We start from the raw sequence: 13,431 nt of genomic DNA, 5'->3' as shown, positions 1-13,431 counted from the left end.
GGGGAACGAAGTGTTCAGGGATTCCAGTGGAGGAAGTTTCGGTAGAGCTGCAACCCGTGGTCCGCACTCTTCTCCGGGTGGAACTGGGTGGCAAAAATGTTATCGCGTGCGATGGCGGCGGTAAAGCATGCCCCGTATTCGGCTTCGCCCACGCTGTGCCGCGCATCGACCGGCCGCGCGTAGAAGCTGTGCACGAAATAGAAGTAGCTGCCGTCGGGCACCCCGGCCCACACGGCGTGCGGCTGCGCCTGGCGCACCTGGTTCCAGCCCATCTGCGGCACCTTGAAACGGCTGCCGTCGGGCTGCAGCTGCCCCTCGAGTTCGAAGCGGACCACCTCGCCCGGGATCAGGCCGAGCCCGTCGGTCGGCCCCTCGTCGCTGCGCGACAGCAGCATCTGCATGCCCACGCAGACGCCGAACAGCGGCTTGCTCGCCGCCGCCTCGAGCACCGACTCGAGCAGGCCCGAATCGCGCAACTCGCGCATGCAGTCGGGCATGGCGCCCTGCCCCGGCAGCACCACGCGCGTGGCCTTGCGCACCACCTCGGGATCGGAGGTCACGAACACCTCCACGCCGACCTGGTCGGCGGCATGGCGCACCGCCTGCGCGACGGAGTGCAGATTGCCCATGCCGTAGTCCACCACGGCGACGGTGTTGGCGTTGTTTGCTACAGTTTTCATAGCTTCAATGACAGGCGGAGCGTGCGATGGCGCGCTGTTCCGCTTGCAGGATCAGAGCGAGCCCTTGGTCGAGGGGATGACGCCGGCCGAACGCGGATCGAGCTCGAGCGCGGCGCGCAGGGCGCGGGCGAAGGCCTTGAACACGGTCTCGCACTGGTGGTGCGCGTTGACGCCCTTGAGGTTGTCGATGTGCAGCGTGACGAAGGCGTGGTTCACGAAGCCCTGGAAGAACTCGTAGGTGAGCTGGCTGTCGAAGGCGCCGATCATCCCGCTGGTGAAGGGCACGTGCATCTCGAGGCCGGGCCGGCCCGAGAAGTCGATGACCACGCGGCTGAGCGCCTCGTCGAGCGGCACGTAGGCATGGCCGTAGCGGCGGATGCCCTTCTTGTCGCCCACGGCCTTGGCCACGGCCTGGCCCAGCGTGATGCCCACGTCTTCCACCGTGTGATGCCCGTCGATGTGCAGGTCGCCCTGGCAGTCGATCTCGAGGTCGATCAGCCCGTGGCGGGCGATCTGGTCGAGCATGTGGTCGAAGAAGCCGATGCCGGTGGCCAGCTTGGCGCGGCCGGTGCCGTCGAGGTTGACGCTGACGGTGATCTTCGTCTCGGCGGTGTTGCGCGCGACCGTGGCGGTGCGCGCGGCGAGGGCGTCGGGGGTGGCCGCGGGAGCGGCTTGGGGGGTGGTCATAGTGAGGCTTCGAGCGCCGCGAGCATCCTGGCATTCTCGTCGGCCGTTCCGACGGTCAGGCGCAGGCAGTTCGCGAGCAGTTCGTGCATTTTAGAAACGTTCTTCACCAGCACCCCGCGCGCCTTCATGCCGTCGAAGGTGCGGGCTGCGTCGGGCACGCGCAGCAGGATCATGTTGGCGTCGCTCGGCCAGACCTTGACGCCCGGCAGCCGGCCGAGCCCCATCATCAGCCGCTCGCGCTCCTCGCGGATCTGCCGGGCCTGGGCCTCGAACACCTCGGCGTGCTCGAGCGCGAACAGCGCGCACTCGCAGTTCAGCACGCTGACGTTGTAGGGCGGGCGCACCTTGTCGATCTCGGCGATCAGCGCGGCCGGGCCCATCAGGTAGCCCAGCCGGATGCCGGCCAGGCCGAACTTGCTGAGGGTGCGCATCAGCAGCACGTGGCGGTGCTTCGCGAGCCGGTCGATATAGCTGCGCGTGGCGAAGGGCTGGTAGGCCTCGTCGATCACCACCAGCCCGCCCTGCGCGCCCTGGGCCTCGACGATCTTCTCGAGCACCGCGTCGTCCCAGAGGTTGGCGGTCGGGTTGTTCGGATAGGCAAGGTACACGATGGCCGGCTTCTCGCGCGCGATCGCGGCCAGCATGGCGGCCTCGTCGAGCTCGAAGTCGGCCGTGAGCGGCACGCCCACGAAGCGCAGGCCCTGAAGCTGGGCGCTCATGGCGTACATGACGAAGCCCGGCAGCGGTGCCAGCACGCTGGCGCCCGGCAGGTCGCAGGCGATCGCGAGCAGCGAGATCAGCTCGTCCGAGCCGTTGCCCAGCACCAGCGAGAAGCCCTCGGGCAGGCGCGCCTGCGCGGCCAGCGCGCGCTGCAGGTCGGCGCCGCGCTCGCCCGGGTAGCGGTTGAGCGCCAGCGCGCCGAGCCGCGCGCCGAGCTCGGCCTGCAGTGCGGGCGGCAGGCCGAAGGGGTTCTCCATCGCGTCGAGCTTGACCAGGCCGCGCGCGTCCTGCACGGCATAGGCATGCATGGCGCGCACGTCGGCGCGGATGCGCTGGAGCGCGGGGACGGGGGCGGAGGTGTCGGACATCGGGGACTCGGAGGAAAGAACGTTCGTGGAAGAAAGAAAGGTCAGGACGCGCAGCGGAAGCTGTTCTGCAGCGCGGTCGACAGCACCAGTTGCACCGGCATGTCGGCCTCGTAGAGCTCGGCGTTGCGCTTGAGCTCGGCCTCGAACAGCGAGCGCGCCATCGAGGGCTCGAGCCGGCGGCCGTCGACGCAGAACAGCGGCTTCTGGCCCGCGCGCCGCGCGGCATCGCCCGCCTCGCGCAGGCCCTCGAGCACGCCCACCAGGTAGTAGCTGGCGTAGGCCTTGCCTTCCTTCTTCTCCTTCACCTCGAGGGTGTGGAACTCGCGGATGCTCATGGCCTGCGCGCCCAGGCTGGCCGCGGCCAGCGCGAACAGCAGACAGAGACGCACGCGATGCATGGCGGCCCTCACTTCGCGTAGCGCGGCGGCGGCGCGTAGCCGGTCGCGCCGTCGGCCGGGAAGGCATTGGGCTGCGCGGCATCGGGGCCGCGGCGCGGACGGCGCGGGGCGTCGGGCTGCGCGATCTCGAACAGCGCGGCGCCGAGGATGCCGATGTTGCGCGCGTCGCCGGCCTCGGTGTTGGCGGCATAGGCCCGGCCCGGCGTGGCGAAGCGGAAGGCCGCGACCTCGGACTGGCTCTTGCGGAAGCCCTCGATGTCGAGCACCTGCAGCGGACGCAGCACGTAGCCGCCGTTGCGCAGGCTGCCGGGCTTGCCGTTGAGCACGTCGAGGCCGTCGACCGTGGCGATCACCTCGTAGCTGCGGTCGCTGAGGTTGCGAAAGCGCAGCGTGTAGCGCGCGCCCTCGGCGCCCGCGAGGCGGAAGCTCTCGTCGCCACCGCTGCCGCGGCGCGCGCGCTGCAGCGGGATGGCGCGGCCCGATTCGTCGATCACCGACCATTCGACGTCGCCCTGCGCCAGCTGCAGGTTGAGCCGGCGCTCGGGGTTGGCACCGACACCGCGGCGCACGCTGGCGGCGTCGTTGTATCCGATGGAAGCGACCTCGTCGGGCTGGTCGGGCGTGTAGCGCTGGACCTGCACGCTGCGCGTGTTCGATTCGCGGCCCTCGCCCCACTGGGTGCCCAGGCGCGGCGCCGGCGCGGCGGGCGCGGCAACGGCGGCGGCCGTGCTCGGCACCGCCTCGGCCTGGCTCTGGGTGCGCGGCATCGGGGTGCAGGCCACGAGCAGCGCGGTACCGGCCAGCAGGCCGAGGGCGAACTTGAACAGGCGCGAACGACGCAGACGTTGATTCATCATCAGGCTTGCTCCTCCCGAGCGGGTTGTGGACGGAAATGCCATCGGAACCGGGCCCGCGGCCGCGGCCCTCAAACCTTGCGCAGCCGCATGCGCGCGGCCTCGGCGTGGCCCTGCAGGCCCTCGCCCTCGGCCAGCGTGACGGCGATCGGCCCGAGCACCTGGGCCCCGGCCTCGCTGACCTCGATCAGGCTCGAGCGCTTCTGGAAGTCGTACACGCCCAGCGGGCTCGAGAAGCGCGCGGTGCCGCTGGTGGGCAGCACGTGGTTCGGGCCGGCGCAGTAGTCGCCGAGGCTCTCGCTGGTGAAGGCGCCGAGGAAGATCGCGCCGGCGTGGCGCAGCAGCGGCTCCCAGCGCTGCGGCTCGCTGCTGCTGACCTCCAGGTGTTCGGGCGCGATGCGGTTGCTGATCTCGCAGGCCTCTTCCATGCTCTTCGTGTGGATCAGCGCGCCGCGGCCGTTGAGCGAGGCGGCGATGATCGCCGCGCGCGGCATGGTCGGCAGCAGGCGGTCGATCTCGGCCTGCACGCGGTCGATGTAGGCGGCGTCGGGGCACAGCAGGATGCTCTGCGCGAGCTCGTCGTGTTCGGCCTGGCTGAACAGGTCCATCGCCACCCAGTCGGGCGGCGTGCTGCCGTCGGCCAGCACCAGGATCTCGCTCGGGCCCGCGATCATGTCGATGCCCACGGTGCCGAACACGCGGCGCTTGGCGGCCGCCACGTAGGCATTGCCGGGACCGGTGATCTTGTCGACCGCGGGAATGGTCGCGGTGCCGTAGGCCAGCGCGGCCACGGCCTGCGCGCCGCCGATGGTGAAAGCGCGCGTGACGCCGGCCACGTAGGCGGCCGCCAGCACCAGCACGTTGCGCTCGCCCTTGCCGGACGATTCGCCGCCGGCGCCGCCGGTGGCGACGCTGCCCTTCACGGGCGTCGGCACGACCATGATGATCTCGCCCACGCCGGCCACGTGGGCCGGAATCGCGTTCATCAGCAGGCTCGACGGATAGGCCGCCTTGCCGCCGGGCACGTAGATGCCGACGCGATCGAGCGGCGTGACCTTCTGGCCCAGCAGCGTGCCGTCGGCGTCGCGGTAGCTCCAGCTCTCGCCCGAGGCCTTCTTCTGCGCCTCGTGGTAGCTGCGCACGCGGTCGGCCGCGGCCTGCAGCGCCTCGCGCTGCACGGCGGGCAGCGAGTCGAAGGCCTGCTTGAAGTCGGCCTGGGTCAGCTCGAGTTCGGACACCGAAGCGGCACCCAGGCCGTCGAAGCGGCGCGTGTACTCGAGCACCGCCGCGTCGCCGCGCGCCTGCACGTCGGCCAGGATGTCGGCCACCGTCTTCTCGATCGCGGCATCGGCATCCGCGGACCAATGCAGCCGCGCCTTGAATTCAGCATCGAAGCTGGCTGAAGTCGTGGACAGTCGGGCGGGGGCTGCTTGCAGGGTCATTTGGCGAAGTGCGGTTCGAGGGATCAGGCGGAGGGAATGGCCGACGCGAAGGCGTCGATGATGCGGCGGATGGGTTCGCGCTTGAGCTTGAGCGCGGCCTGGTTGACGACCAGGCGCGCGCTGATGTCCATGATGCGCTCGACCTCGACCAGCTGGTTGGCCTTGAGCGTGTTGCCGGTCGAGACCAGGTCGACGATGGCGTCGGCCAGGCCGGTCAGCGGCGCGAGCTCCATGCTGCCGTAGAGCTTGATCAGGTCGACGTGCACGCCCTTGCTGGCGAAGAAGTCGCGCGCCAGGCCCACGTACTTGGTCGCGACCTTGAGCCGCGAACCCTGGCGCACGGCCGAGGCGTAGTCGTAGTCGGCGCGCACGGCCACGCTGAGGCGGCAGGCGGCGATGCGCAGATCGAGCGGCTGGTACAGGCCCTGGTTGCCGTGCTCGAGCAGCACGTCGAGGCCGGTCACGCCGAGGTCGGCACCGCCGTACTGCACGTAGGTCGGCACGTCGGAGGCGCGCACCAGCACCACGCGCACGTCGGGACGGGTGGTGCCGAGGATCAGCTTGCGCGACTTCTCGGGGTCTTCCGTGACTTCGATGCCGGCCGCGGCCAGCAGCGGCATGGTCTCTTCGAAGATGCGGCCTTTGGAAAGCGCCAGGGTGATCATGCGGTGGCTCCGGTCACGCGTTCGATGTCGGCCCCGAGGCCGCGCAGCTTGGCTTCCATGCGGTCGTAGCCGCGGTCCAGGTGGTAGATGCGGTCGACCAGGGTCTCGCCCTCGGCCACCAGGCCGGCGATGACCAGGCTGGCCGAGGCGCGCAGGTCGGTCGCCATCACGGTGGCGCCCGACAGTTGCTGCACGCCCTCGACCATCGCCACCTTGCCCTCGACGTGGATGCGCGCGCCCAGGCGCACCATCTCGTTCACGTGCATGAAGCGGTTCTCGAAGATGGTCTCGGTGACCATCGAGGCGCCGTGCGCGATCACGTTGAGCGCCATGAACTGCGCCTGCATGTCGGTCGGGAAGCCCGGGTACTCGGTGGTGCTGAAGCTCTGGGCCTTGAGCTGTTCGGCGCCTTTCGAGGCGATGCGGATGCCGTCCGGCTCGCAGCCGACCTCGCAGCCGGCGTCGCGCAGCTTGTCGATCACCGCGTCGAGGTGGTCGCCGCGCGCATGGCGCAGGAAGGCCTCGCCGCCCGCGGCCGCCACGGCGCACAGGAAGGTGCCGGCCTCGATGCGGTCGGCCACCACGGCGTGCTCGCAGCCGTGCAGCGTCTCGACACCCTGGATGCGGATGTGGCTGGTGCCGTGGCCCTCGATCTTCGCGCCCATGCGGATCAGCATTTCGGCCAGGTCGACGATCTCGGGCTCCTGCGCGGCGTTCTCGAGCAGCGTCTCGCCCTCGGCCAGTGCGGCAGCCATCAGGAAGTTCTCGGTGCCGGTGACCGTGACCATGTCGGTCAGGATGCGCGCGCCCTTCAGGCGCGTGCGGCCCGCGGGCAGGCGCGCGACCATGTAGCCGTGCTCGACCACGATCTCGGCGCCCATGGCCTGCAGGCCCTTGATGTGCTGGTCGACCGGCCGCGAGCCGATGGCGCAGCCGCCCGGCAGCGACACCTTGGCGTGGCCGAAGCGCGCCAGCAGCGGGCCCAGAGCCAGCACCGAGGCGCGCATCGTCTTCACGAGTTCGTACGGGGCCTCGGGGCGGGTCAGGTCGCCGGCGTTCAGGCGTACCGTGCCGCCACCTTGCTCGTTCGGGTCGCGCTCGGCCGACACGCCCATGTTGCGCACCAGCTTGAGCATGGTCGACACGTCCTGCAGGCGCGGCACGTTGTGCAGCACCACGGGCTGGTCGGTCAGCAGGGCCGCGCACAGCTCGGGCAGCGCGGCGTTCTTGGCGCCGGAAATGAGTACTTCGCCGCGGAGCTGGCGCCCGCCGCGAATCAGGAGTTTGTCCATCGAAGGTCCAGCGAGTGGCTCGCAAAGGGCCCGCAGGCCCGGAGAGTTATTTTTCAGCCGCCGCCCATTCGGACGGCGTGTAGGTCTTCATCGAGAGCGCATGCACCTCATCGGTATGCATTTTCGCACCGAGGGTGGCGTAGACCCGCTGATGGCGCTGGATCGAGCGCTTGCCCTCGAATTCGGCCGAGACGATGGTGGCGTACCAATGTCGGCCGTCCCCCTCGAGCGCGATGTGCTCGCACGGCAGGTGGGACTGGATGATGGCCTTGAGTTGGTCTGCGGTCATGGTTGGATTGGGAGACAGTGGCGGACGCCGCCGGGCCGCCCCAAGGCGGTCCGCGCCTCCCCCTTGGGGGGTGGAGTTACACGAGCGCAGCGAGTGAAAAGCCGGGGGGTCAACATGCTTCAGCCTCGGATTTTGTAGCCGATCTTCAGCAGGTGGACCGCGATCGCGCTGACCACGAGCCAGGCACTGCCGACGATCCCGAAGCTCAGCCACGGCGAGGCGTCGCTGACACCGAAGAAGCCGTAGCGGAAGCCGTCGATCATGTAGAAGAAGGGGTTCAGGTGGCTCACCGACTGCCAGAACGGCGGCAGCGAACCGATCGAATAGAACACGCCCGACAGGAAGGTCATGGGCATGATCAGGAAATTCTGGAACACGGCCATCTGGTCGAACTTCTCGGCCCAGAGCCCGGCGATCAGGCCCAAGGTGCCAAGCATGGCCGAGCCGAGCAGCGCGAACACCAGGATCCAGACGGGCGCCGCGAAGTCCGGCACGGCGAAGAAGATCGTGACCAGGAACACGCCGAGCCCCACCGCCAGCCCGCGGATCACCGACGAGCCCACGTAGGCGAGGAACCAGCCCCAGTGCGACAGCGGCGTGAGCAGCACGAACACGAGGTTGCCCATGATCTTGCTCTGGATGATCGAGGACGAGCTGTTGGCGAACGCGTTCTGCAGCACGCTCATCATCACCAGGCCCGGGATCAGGAAGGCGGTGTAGCCGACGGTGCCGTAGACCTTCACGTGGTCCTCGAGCACATGGCCGAACACCATCAGGTACAGCAGCGCGGTGAGCACCGGCGCGCCGACGGTCTGGAAGCCGACCTTCCAGAAGCGCAGCGTTTCCTTGTAGAGCAGCGCGCGCCAACCCGTGACAGCCATCATCGCGCGACCTCCAGCGGCGTCTGCTCGCCCGCCATCAGGTCGATGAACACGTCTTCCAGGTCCGCCTTGCGCATTTCCACGTCTTCCACCGCCACGCCGGCCTGCCGGATGGCGGCCAGCAGTTGTTCGACCTCGTGCGCGTTCTGCGCCGGCAGCTGCACGATGCGGCCCGTGATGCGCGCGTGCTGGGCGATTTCCCAGGGCAGCATCGCATCGGTCTTGAAGCGCAGCACGTTGCTCGCCGCCGACTTCAGCAGCTCGCTGGTGCGGTCGAGCGCGATCACGCGGCCGAGCTTGAGCATCGCGATGCGGTTGCACAGCGCCTCGGCTTCCTCGAGGTAATGGGTGGTCAGGAGCACCGTGCTGCCCTGCTTGTTGAGCCGCGCGACGAACTGCCACAGCGTCTGGCGCAGTTCGACGTCGACGCCCGCGGTGGGCTCGTCGAGCACGATCACCGGCGGCTTGTGGACCAGCGCCTGCGCCACCAGCACCCGGCGCTTCATGCCGCCCGAGAGCTGGCGCATGTTGGCGGTGGCCTTGTCGGCCAGGCCCAGGCTCTGCAGCAGCTCGTCGATCCAGGCCTCGTTGTTCCTGATGCCGAAGTAGCCCGACTGGATGCGCAGCGACTCGCGCACGTTGAAGAAGGGGTCGAACACCAGCTCCTGCGGCACGATGCCGAGCTGGCGGCGGGCCTCGGCGTAGTCGCGCTGCACGTCGAAGCCGTGCACGCGGATCGCCCCGGACGTGGGCCGCGACAGGCCCGCGAGCATGCTGATCAGCGTGGTCTTGCCGGCGCCGTTGGGGCCGAGCAGGCCGAAGAACTCGCCGGGCTCGATGTCGAAGCTGACCTCGTCGACCGCTCGCAGCCCGGCCTTGCCCTGGGCCCGCTGCTGTCGTGAGGGAGGATAGGTCTTGGAGACCGATTGGAATGAGATCGCGGGCATGGGAGGCCGGGATTTTAAGGGCGCGGGTCCCCCAGCGCAGTTCGTGCGGGAATGCAAGCCCGGCGGACCCTTAAGGACCGCGGGGCCGGTTGGGGTCAGAATCGCGCCCGACACCGGGCGGGGCACCGCCACCGCCGGCCGTCGCAAGGAGCCCTCGTGATGCGATCGTTGCACCGCCCTCCCCGGCCCTGGCTGGCCGCCGGGGCCCTCATTCTTGCGAGCCTGCTGTCCGCCTGTGGCGGCGGTGGCGGTGGCGGGGGCGGAGGCTTCCCCGGCGTCGGCGGCGCGCCGCCGCCCAGCACGGCCGAGCTGCCGGCCCGCGAGGCGCTGATCGCCCGCGCCCGGTCGCTCGAGCTCAACACGCCCTACGTGCCGCCGCCCGGCAACGTGCTCGAACACAACACCTCGGGCTATGCCAAGGCGATGTGCTCGGCGGTCTTCATCACCGGGCTCGACCCGGACGTCGCCGCCGAGACCATCGGCTACTTCGTCGGGCCGTATTCGGAACGCAGGAAGGTGGGCAAGCCGGTCGTCGACCGCACGAAGCGCGAAGTGCGCATCACCATTCCCGGCGGCCCGACGCTGACCGCGCGCCAGTTCGGCTCGCAGGGCTGCGTGACGCTGCCGCCCGGGCGCGACGACGTGTTCTTCACGCCGCTCGAGGTCAAGAGCACGCTGCCCGATGCGGCCACCCAGCCCTGGCCGATGGGCGACCTGCTGCCGAGCACCCCGCCGCCGGTCGGCGTGAACATGGCCAAGGTGGCGCAGGCCGTGGACGCCGCCTTCGCCATCCCCGAGGCCTACACCTCGGCCTTCGTGGTCACGCACAAGGGGCGGATCATCGGCGAGCGCTACATGCAGGGCATCGGCCCGACGACGCCGCTGGAATCGTGGTCGATGGGCAAGAGCGTCGTGGCCACGATGATGGGCGTGCTGATCAAGCAGGGCGTCTACACGCTCGACCAGCCGGCGCCGATTCCCGAATGGCAGGGCGAAGGCGACGGCCGCCAGAAGATCCGCATCTCGGACCTGCTGCACATGTCGAGCGGGCTGCGCATCAAGGCGCCCGACGATCCGGACTTCGATCCCAACGGCACCTACCCCGACCACCTCTACTTCTACACGGGGCGCATCAACGCCTTCAACTACGCCGCCACGCGACCGCAGCAATGGCAGCCCAACCTCGTGGGCCGCTACCGCAACACCGACCCGGTGCTGGCCAGCTACCTGGTGCGCCTCGCGGTCGAGAAGCGCGGCGAGGAGTACCTCTCGTTCCCGCAGCGCGCGCTGTTCGACAAGATCGGCATCCGCTCGATGGTGCTGGAGACCGACCCCTACGGCAATTTCCTGGCGCAGGGCTACGACTTCATGTCGGGCCGCGACTGGGCGCGGCTGGCCAATCTGTACCTGCAGGACGGGGTCTGGAACGGCGAGCGCCTGCTGCCCGAGGGCTATGTGAACTTCGTGCGCACCGTGGCGCCGGGCTGGGCGGCCGACAAGCGGCCGATCTACGGCGGTTTCTTCTGGCTCAACGGCGCGATCAGCGGTGCCACCGTGTTCCCAGTGCCGACCTCGGCCTACTACATGCTGGGGGCCGACGGGCAGGTGGTGCTGATCGTGCCCTCGCACGACCTGGTGATCGTGCGCATCGGGCACTCGAAGGGCGCGCCGGTCTACAGCCGGTCGCTCAACGATGCGCTGAAGCTGCTGATGGAGGCCGTTCCGGCCTCCTGAGCGCACAAAGACGAGGTGGAGAAGGGATCAGGGCGCGGCCGGCAGCAGGCCGGCGATCCCATAGAGCGCCGCCAACTCGCGCAGCCGCGGCGACAGGCCCTTCACCGCGAAGCCGCGCCCGAGCGCGCTGGCCTCGCGGCGGCATTCGAGCAGCACCGCCAGCGCCGACGAGTCGAACTGCACCAGCGCGCTGGCATCGACCACGGTGGCGGAGGCATCGGCCTGGCCGGCGAGGCCCTTCTGCAGCATGCGCATGCAGGCGGGTGCCTCGTCGTGCGTGAGCTTCGTCGGCAGGACCAGCATGGCCTCGGCTCCTCTTTTGGCGTGCCGGCCGGGCTCAGCCCTTGCCGCTGCCCTTGTTGCGGGCGGCCAGCGCGGTGATCAGTCCGTCGATGCCGCGGGCGTTGATCTCCTGCGAGAACTGGGTGCGGTAGGTATCGACCAGCCACACGCCGAGCACGTTGAGGTTGTAGACCTTCCAGCCGCCGCCCTGGCCGGGCGTCTTCTCGAGGCGGTAGTCGAGCTGGACCGGATCGCCGCGGCCGCGGACTTCGGTACGCACCAGCACTTCCTTGTCGTCGGGCGAACCGCGGTAGGGACGCACGGTCACGGTCTGATCGCTCACCTGGTCGAGCGCGCCGGCATAGGTGCGCACCAGCAGGGTCTTGAACTCTTCCTGCAGGCGCTTCTGCTGCTCGGGGGTGGCCTGGCGCCAGGCCGGGCCGACGGCCGAGGCGGTCATGCGCTGGAAGTTGACGTTCGGCATGATCTTGCTGTCGACCAGCAGCATGATCTTGTTGACGTCGCCGGCCTTGATCGAGGTGTCGGCCTTGATGGTCTCGAGCACGTCGGTCGACAGGCGCTTGACTAGCGCGTCGGGCGCTTCGTCCGCGGCCTGCGCGGGACGCATGAAGGCGACGCCGGCGCCGATCAGCAGCGCGCCGGCCAGCACCAGGCGGCCGAGGCTGCGTCGTTGAATCAAGGTCTGGGTTTTTGTCATGATCGTGAGTCCCTCTGGTTGAATCTGCCGCGCGGCTCTTCGAAAAAGAGAGCAGCCGCGCCAAGTCTGGAACGGTTTCGACAGGGTACCGGCTCGCGGGGTTCCTGAACGTCGGATGAAGCCTGCAACCGGATGCAAGCAAATGCCGCAGCCGGTGGCCTGGGTCGCCATGCGCCAGGCACGGCGGGCCGGCGCTTACTTGCCGTCGTTGCCCTTGCTGTCCTTGCCGTCGATGTCCTCGCGCTCGTCGGGCGGGTTGCCGTCGTAGATGTCGCTGCGGCGGTGCTGCAGGTAGGCGTCGCGCGTGAAGGTGTACTTGTCGAGCGCCGCATCGTCGAGCAGGCGGCCGGCGCGCAGGTACTTGGCGCGGGTGTCGACCAGGTTCAGCACGTTGAGCGAATTGCGCCACGCCACGTCGTTCATGTGCGAGATCGGATCGCCCCAGCGGTCCACCGGCAGCGCCGCGGTATCGCGCACGGTCGAGGGGCCGAGCAGCGGCAGCACGAGGTACGGGCCCGAGCCGACGCCCCAGTAGCCCAGCGTCTGGCCGAAGTCCTCGTCGTGGCGGTCGATGCCCGCCTCGGTGGCGATGTCGAGCAGGCCGCCCAGACCGAAGATGGTGTTGACGTTCAGCCGCATGAAGGTCTGCGCGCTGTTCTGCACCTTGGCCTGCGCCACATTGTTGGCGAGGTTCCAGACGTCGCCCACGTTGTTGAAGAAGTTGGCGACGCCGGTGCGCACGAGCGAGGGCAGCACGCGGGTGTAGGTGGTGGCCACCGGCACGAGCACGTTCTCGTCGACGACGTCGTTGAAGCGGGTCACGCCACGATTGAAGGGCTCGAGCGGATCGAGCGGATTGGCCTGCGGGCCGGTGGCGCACGCGGCGAGCACCGACAGGACGGCGGAAACGCCCATCCAGCGGGCATAGGTAGCTATGTTCTTCATAGCATTCGACATGGGGTGACGGTTTTTCATTTCTTGTTGCTGTTGGCCGGCGTGGAGCTTCCCTCGGCGGCCTTGCTGTAGAGGAACTGGCTGATCAGGTTCTCGAGCACCACGGCCGATTGGGTCGCTGTGATCGTGTCGCCGGCCTGCAGGTTCTTCTCTTCGACGCCTGCCTCGATCCCGATGTACTGCTCGCCGAGCAGGCCACTGGTGAGGATCTTCAGCGAGCTGTCCTTGGGAAAACTGTAACGGTTTTGCAATGCCAGCGTCACGTCGGCCTGAAATGTCTTGTCGTTGAACGAGATGGACTGCACGCGGCCGATCACCACGCCAGCGCTCTTGACGGCCGTCTGCGGCTTGAGGCCGCCGATGTTGTCGAAGCGCGCGGTGACGGTGTAGGTCTTCTGGAAGTTCAGGCTCAGCAGGTTGGCCGACTGCAGCGCGAGGAACAGCAGCCCGGCCGCACCGAGCAGCACGAACAGGCCGACCCAGATGTCGTTGTTGGAACGTTGCATGGTTGCACTCTCTA

16 protein-coding genes are annotated in these 13,431 nt (G+C 68.9%); 1 reads left to right on the top strand and 15 read right to left on the bottom strand.

The genetic code is table 11. The features are described from left to right. Window positions 1-14: 14 nt before the first annotated feature. From hisH to R0232_RS07810, 11 genes are all read right to left on the bottom strand, one after another. The gene (hisH, locus tag R0232_RS07860) at window positions 15-680 is read right to left on the bottom strand and encodes an imidazole glycerol phosphate synthase subunit HisH (protein WP_398501506.1); all 666 of its coding nucleotides are present in this window, start codon (window positions 678-680) and stop codon (window positions 15-17) included. Between the two features lie 51 nt (window positions 681-731). Beyond that, complete coding sequence (gene hisB / locus R0232_RS07855; protein WP_203204635.1) at window positions 732-1,367, bottom strand: imidazoleglycerol-phosphate dehydratase HisB; 636 nt, start codon at window positions 1,365-1,367, stop codon at window positions 732-734. Next, window positions 1,364-2,455, bottom strand: coding sequence for a histidinol-phosphate transaminase (hisC, locus tag R0232_RS07850; RefSeq protein WP_431511777.1), 1,092 nt, complete (start codon window positions 2,453-2,455; stop codon window positions 1,364-1,366). The genes hisB and hisC overlap by 4 nt, the downstream gene beginning before the upstream one ends. Before the next feature lie 41 nt (window positions 2,456-2,496). Then, a complete protein-coding gene (locus tag R0232_RS07845) occupies window positions 2,497-2,853 on the bottom strand; it encodes a hypothetical protein (protein WP_431511776.1) in 357 nt (118 codons plus the stop codon). An 8-nt stretch (window positions 2,854-2,861) separates the two neighbouring features. Continuing rightward, window positions 2,862-3,710, bottom strand: coding sequence for a hypothetical protein (locus R0232_RS07840; RefSeq protein WP_296798558.1), 849 nt, complete (start codon window positions 3,708-3,710; stop codon window positions 2,862-2,864). Between the two features lie 68 nt (window positions 3,711-3,778). Continuing rightward, window positions 3,779-5,149: a histidinol dehydrogenase gene (hisD, locus tag R0232_RS07835; protein WP_398501532.1), complete on the bottom strand. Its 1,371-nt coding sequence runs from the start codon at window positions 5,147-5,149 to the stop codon at window positions 3,779-3,781. A 23-nt stretch (window positions 5,150-5,172) separates the two neighbouring features. Then, window positions 5,173-5,814 carry an ATP phosphoribosyltransferase gene (hisG, locus tag R0232_RS07830; RefSeq protein WP_057596768.1) on the bottom strand — a complete coding sequence of 214 codons (642 nt, stop codon included), beginning with the start codon at window positions 5,812-5,814 and terminating at the stop codon, window positions 5,173-5,175. Beyond that, entirely contained in the window at window positions 5,811-7,106 is a 1,296-nt protein-coding gene (gene murA / locus R0232_RS07825) for a UDP-N-acetylglucosamine 1-carboxyvinyltransferase (protein ID WP_431511775.1), read from the bottom strand. The genes hisG and murA overlap by 4 nt, the downstream gene beginning before the upstream one ends. 46 nt (window positions 7,107-7,152) lie before the next feature. Then, the gene (locus R0232_RS07820) at window positions 7,153-7,395 is read right to left on the bottom strand and encodes a BolA family protein (protein WP_057596770.1); all 243 of its coding nucleotides are present in this window, start codon (window positions 7,393-7,395) and stop codon (window positions 7,153-7,155) included. 119 nt (window positions 7,396-7,514) lie between these two features. Next, window positions 7,515-8,279 (bottom strand): ABC transporter permease, encoded by a 765-nt coding sequence (locus R0232_RS07815; RefSeq protein ID WP_057596771.1) that lies wholly within the window; start codon window positions 8,277-8,279, stop codon window positions 7,515-7,517. After that, window positions 8,276-9,223 (bottom strand): ABC transporter ATP-binding protein, encoded by a 948-nt coding sequence (locus R0232_RS07810; RefSeq protein ID WP_431511774.1) that lies wholly within the window; start codon window positions 9,221-9,223, stop codon window positions 8,276-8,278. Before R0232_RS07810 ends, R0232_RS07815 begins: the two co-directional genes overlap by 4 nt. A 159-nt stretch (window positions 9,224-9,382) precedes the next feature. On the opposite strand from R0232_RS07810, the gene R0232_RS07805 reads away from it, so the two are divergent. Further along, on the top strand, window positions 9,383-10,957 hold the full coding sequence (locus tag R0232_RS07805) for a serine hydrolase domain-containing protein (protein ID WP_431511773.1): 1,575 nt from the start codon (window positions 9,383-9,385) through the stop codon (window positions 10,955-10,957). Between the two features lie 27 nt (window positions 10,958-10,984). Here R0232_RS07805 and R0232_RS07800 read toward each other — a convergent pair whose 3' ends face one another. The 4 genes from R0232_RS07800 to mlaD form a co-directional block, all read right to left on the bottom strand. After that, the gene (locus R0232_RS07800; protein ID WP_057596774.1) at window positions 10,985-11,260 is read right to left on the bottom strand and encodes an STAS domain-containing protein; all 276 of its coding nucleotides are present in this window, start codon (window positions 11,258-11,260) and stop codon (window positions 10,985-10,987) included. 34 nt (window positions 11,261-11,294) lie between these two features. Beyond that, window positions 11,295-11,957 carry an MlaC/ttg2D family ABC transporter substrate-binding protein gene (locus R0232_RS07795; RefSeq protein ID WP_093351976.1) on the bottom strand — a complete coding sequence of 221 codons (663 nt, stop codon included), beginning with the start codon at window positions 11,955-11,957 and terminating at the stop codon, window positions 11,295-11,297. Between the two features lie 195 nt (window positions 11,958-12,152). Beyond that, a complete protein-coding gene (locus R0232_RS07790; RefSeq protein ID WP_431511772.1) occupies window positions 12,153-12,902 on the bottom strand; it encodes an MlaA family lipoprotein in 750 nt (249 codons plus the stop codon). Window positions 12,903-12,928: 26 nt separating this feature from the next. Continuing rightward, window positions 12,929-13,417 carry an outer membrane lipid asymmetry maintenance protein MlaD gene (gene mlaD, locus R0232_RS07785; RefSeq protein WP_093351981.1) on the bottom strand — a complete coding sequence of 163 codons (489 nt, stop codon included), beginning with the start codon at window positions 13,415-13,417 and terminating at the stop codon, window positions 12,929-12,931. Window positions 13,418-13,431 lie beyond the last annotated feature (14 nt).

Origin of the sequence: Variovorax sp. DAIF25 (assembly GCF_050711835.1) — a bacterium.
In the GTDB taxonomy this organism is placed as follows: domain Bacteria; phylum Pseudomonadota; class Gammaproteobacteria; order Burkholderiales; family Burkholderiaceae_C; genus Variovorax.
Note: the sequence above shows the minus strand (reverse complement) of the source record. Positions and strands in the feature narration are given on the sequence as shown.

What these genes read in the sequence shown, in the direction of transcription:
- hisH (WP_398501506.1), bottom strand. Translation starts at nt 680, where the DNA reads ATGAAAACTGTAGCAAACAACGCCAACACCGTCGCCGTGGTGGACTAC.
- hisB (WP_203204635.1), bottom strand. Translation starts at nt 1,367, where the DNA reads ATGACCACCCCCCAAGCCGCTCCCGCGGCCACCCCCGACGCCCTCGCC.
- hisC (WP_431511777.1), bottom strand. Translation starts at nt 2,455, where the DNA reads ATGTCCGACACCTCCGCCCCCGTCCCCGCGCTCCAGCGCATCCGCGCC.
- R0232_RS07845 (WP_431511776.1), bottom strand. Translation starts at nt 2,853, where the DNA reads ATGCATCGCGTGCGTCTCTGTCTGCTGTTCGCGCTGGCCGCGGCCAGC.
- R0232_RS07840 (WP_296798558.1), bottom strand. Translation starts at nt 3,710, where the DNA reads ATGATGAATCAACGTCTGCGTCGTTCGCGCCTGTTCAAGTTCGCCCTC.
- hisD (WP_398501532.1), bottom strand. Translation starts at nt 5,149, where the DNA reads ATGACCCTGCAAGCAGCCCCCGCCCGACTGTCCACGACTTCAGCCAGC.
- hisG (WP_057596768.1), bottom strand. Translation starts at nt 5,814, where the DNA reads ATGATCACCCTGGCGCTTTCCAAAGGCCGCATCTTCGAAGAGACCATG.
- murA (WP_431511775.1), bottom strand. Translation starts at nt 7,106, where the DNA reads ATGGACAAACTCCTGATTCGCGGCGGGCGCCAGCTCCGCGGCGAAGTA.
- R0232_RS07820 (WP_057596770.1), bottom strand. Translation starts at nt 7,395, where the DNA reads ATGACCGCAGACCAACTCAAGGCCATCATCCAGTCCCACCTGCCGTGC.
- R0232_RS07815 (WP_057596771.1), bottom strand. Translation starts at nt 8,279, where the DNA reads ATGATGGCTGTCACGGGTTGGCGCGCGCTGCTCTACAAGGAAACGCTG.
- R0232_RS07810 (WP_431511774.1), bottom strand. Translation starts at nt 9,223, where the DNA reads ATGCCCGCGATCTCATTCCAATCGGTCTCCAAGACCTATCCTCCCTCA.
- R0232_RS07805 (WP_431511773.1), top strand. Translation starts at nt 9,383, where the DNA reads ATGCGATCGTTGCACCGCCCTCCCCGGCCCTGGCTGGCCGCCGGGGCC.
- R0232_RS07800 (WP_057596774.1), bottom strand. Translation starts at nt 11,260, where the DNA reads ATGCTGGTCCTGCCGACGAAGCTCACGCACGACGAGGCACCCGCCTGC.
- R0232_RS07795 (WP_093351976.1), bottom strand. Translation starts at nt 11,957, where the DNA reads ATGACAAAAACCCAGACCTTGATTCAACGACGCAGCCTCGGCCGCCTG.
- R0232_RS07790 (WP_431511772.1), bottom strand. Translation starts at nt 12,902, where the DNA reads ATGAAGAACATAGCTACCTATGCCCGCTGGATGGGCGTTTCCGCCGTC.
- mlaD (WP_093351981.1), bottom strand. Translation starts at nt 13,417, where the DNA reads ATGCAACGTTCCAACAACGACATCTGGGTCGGCCTGTTCGTGCTGCTC.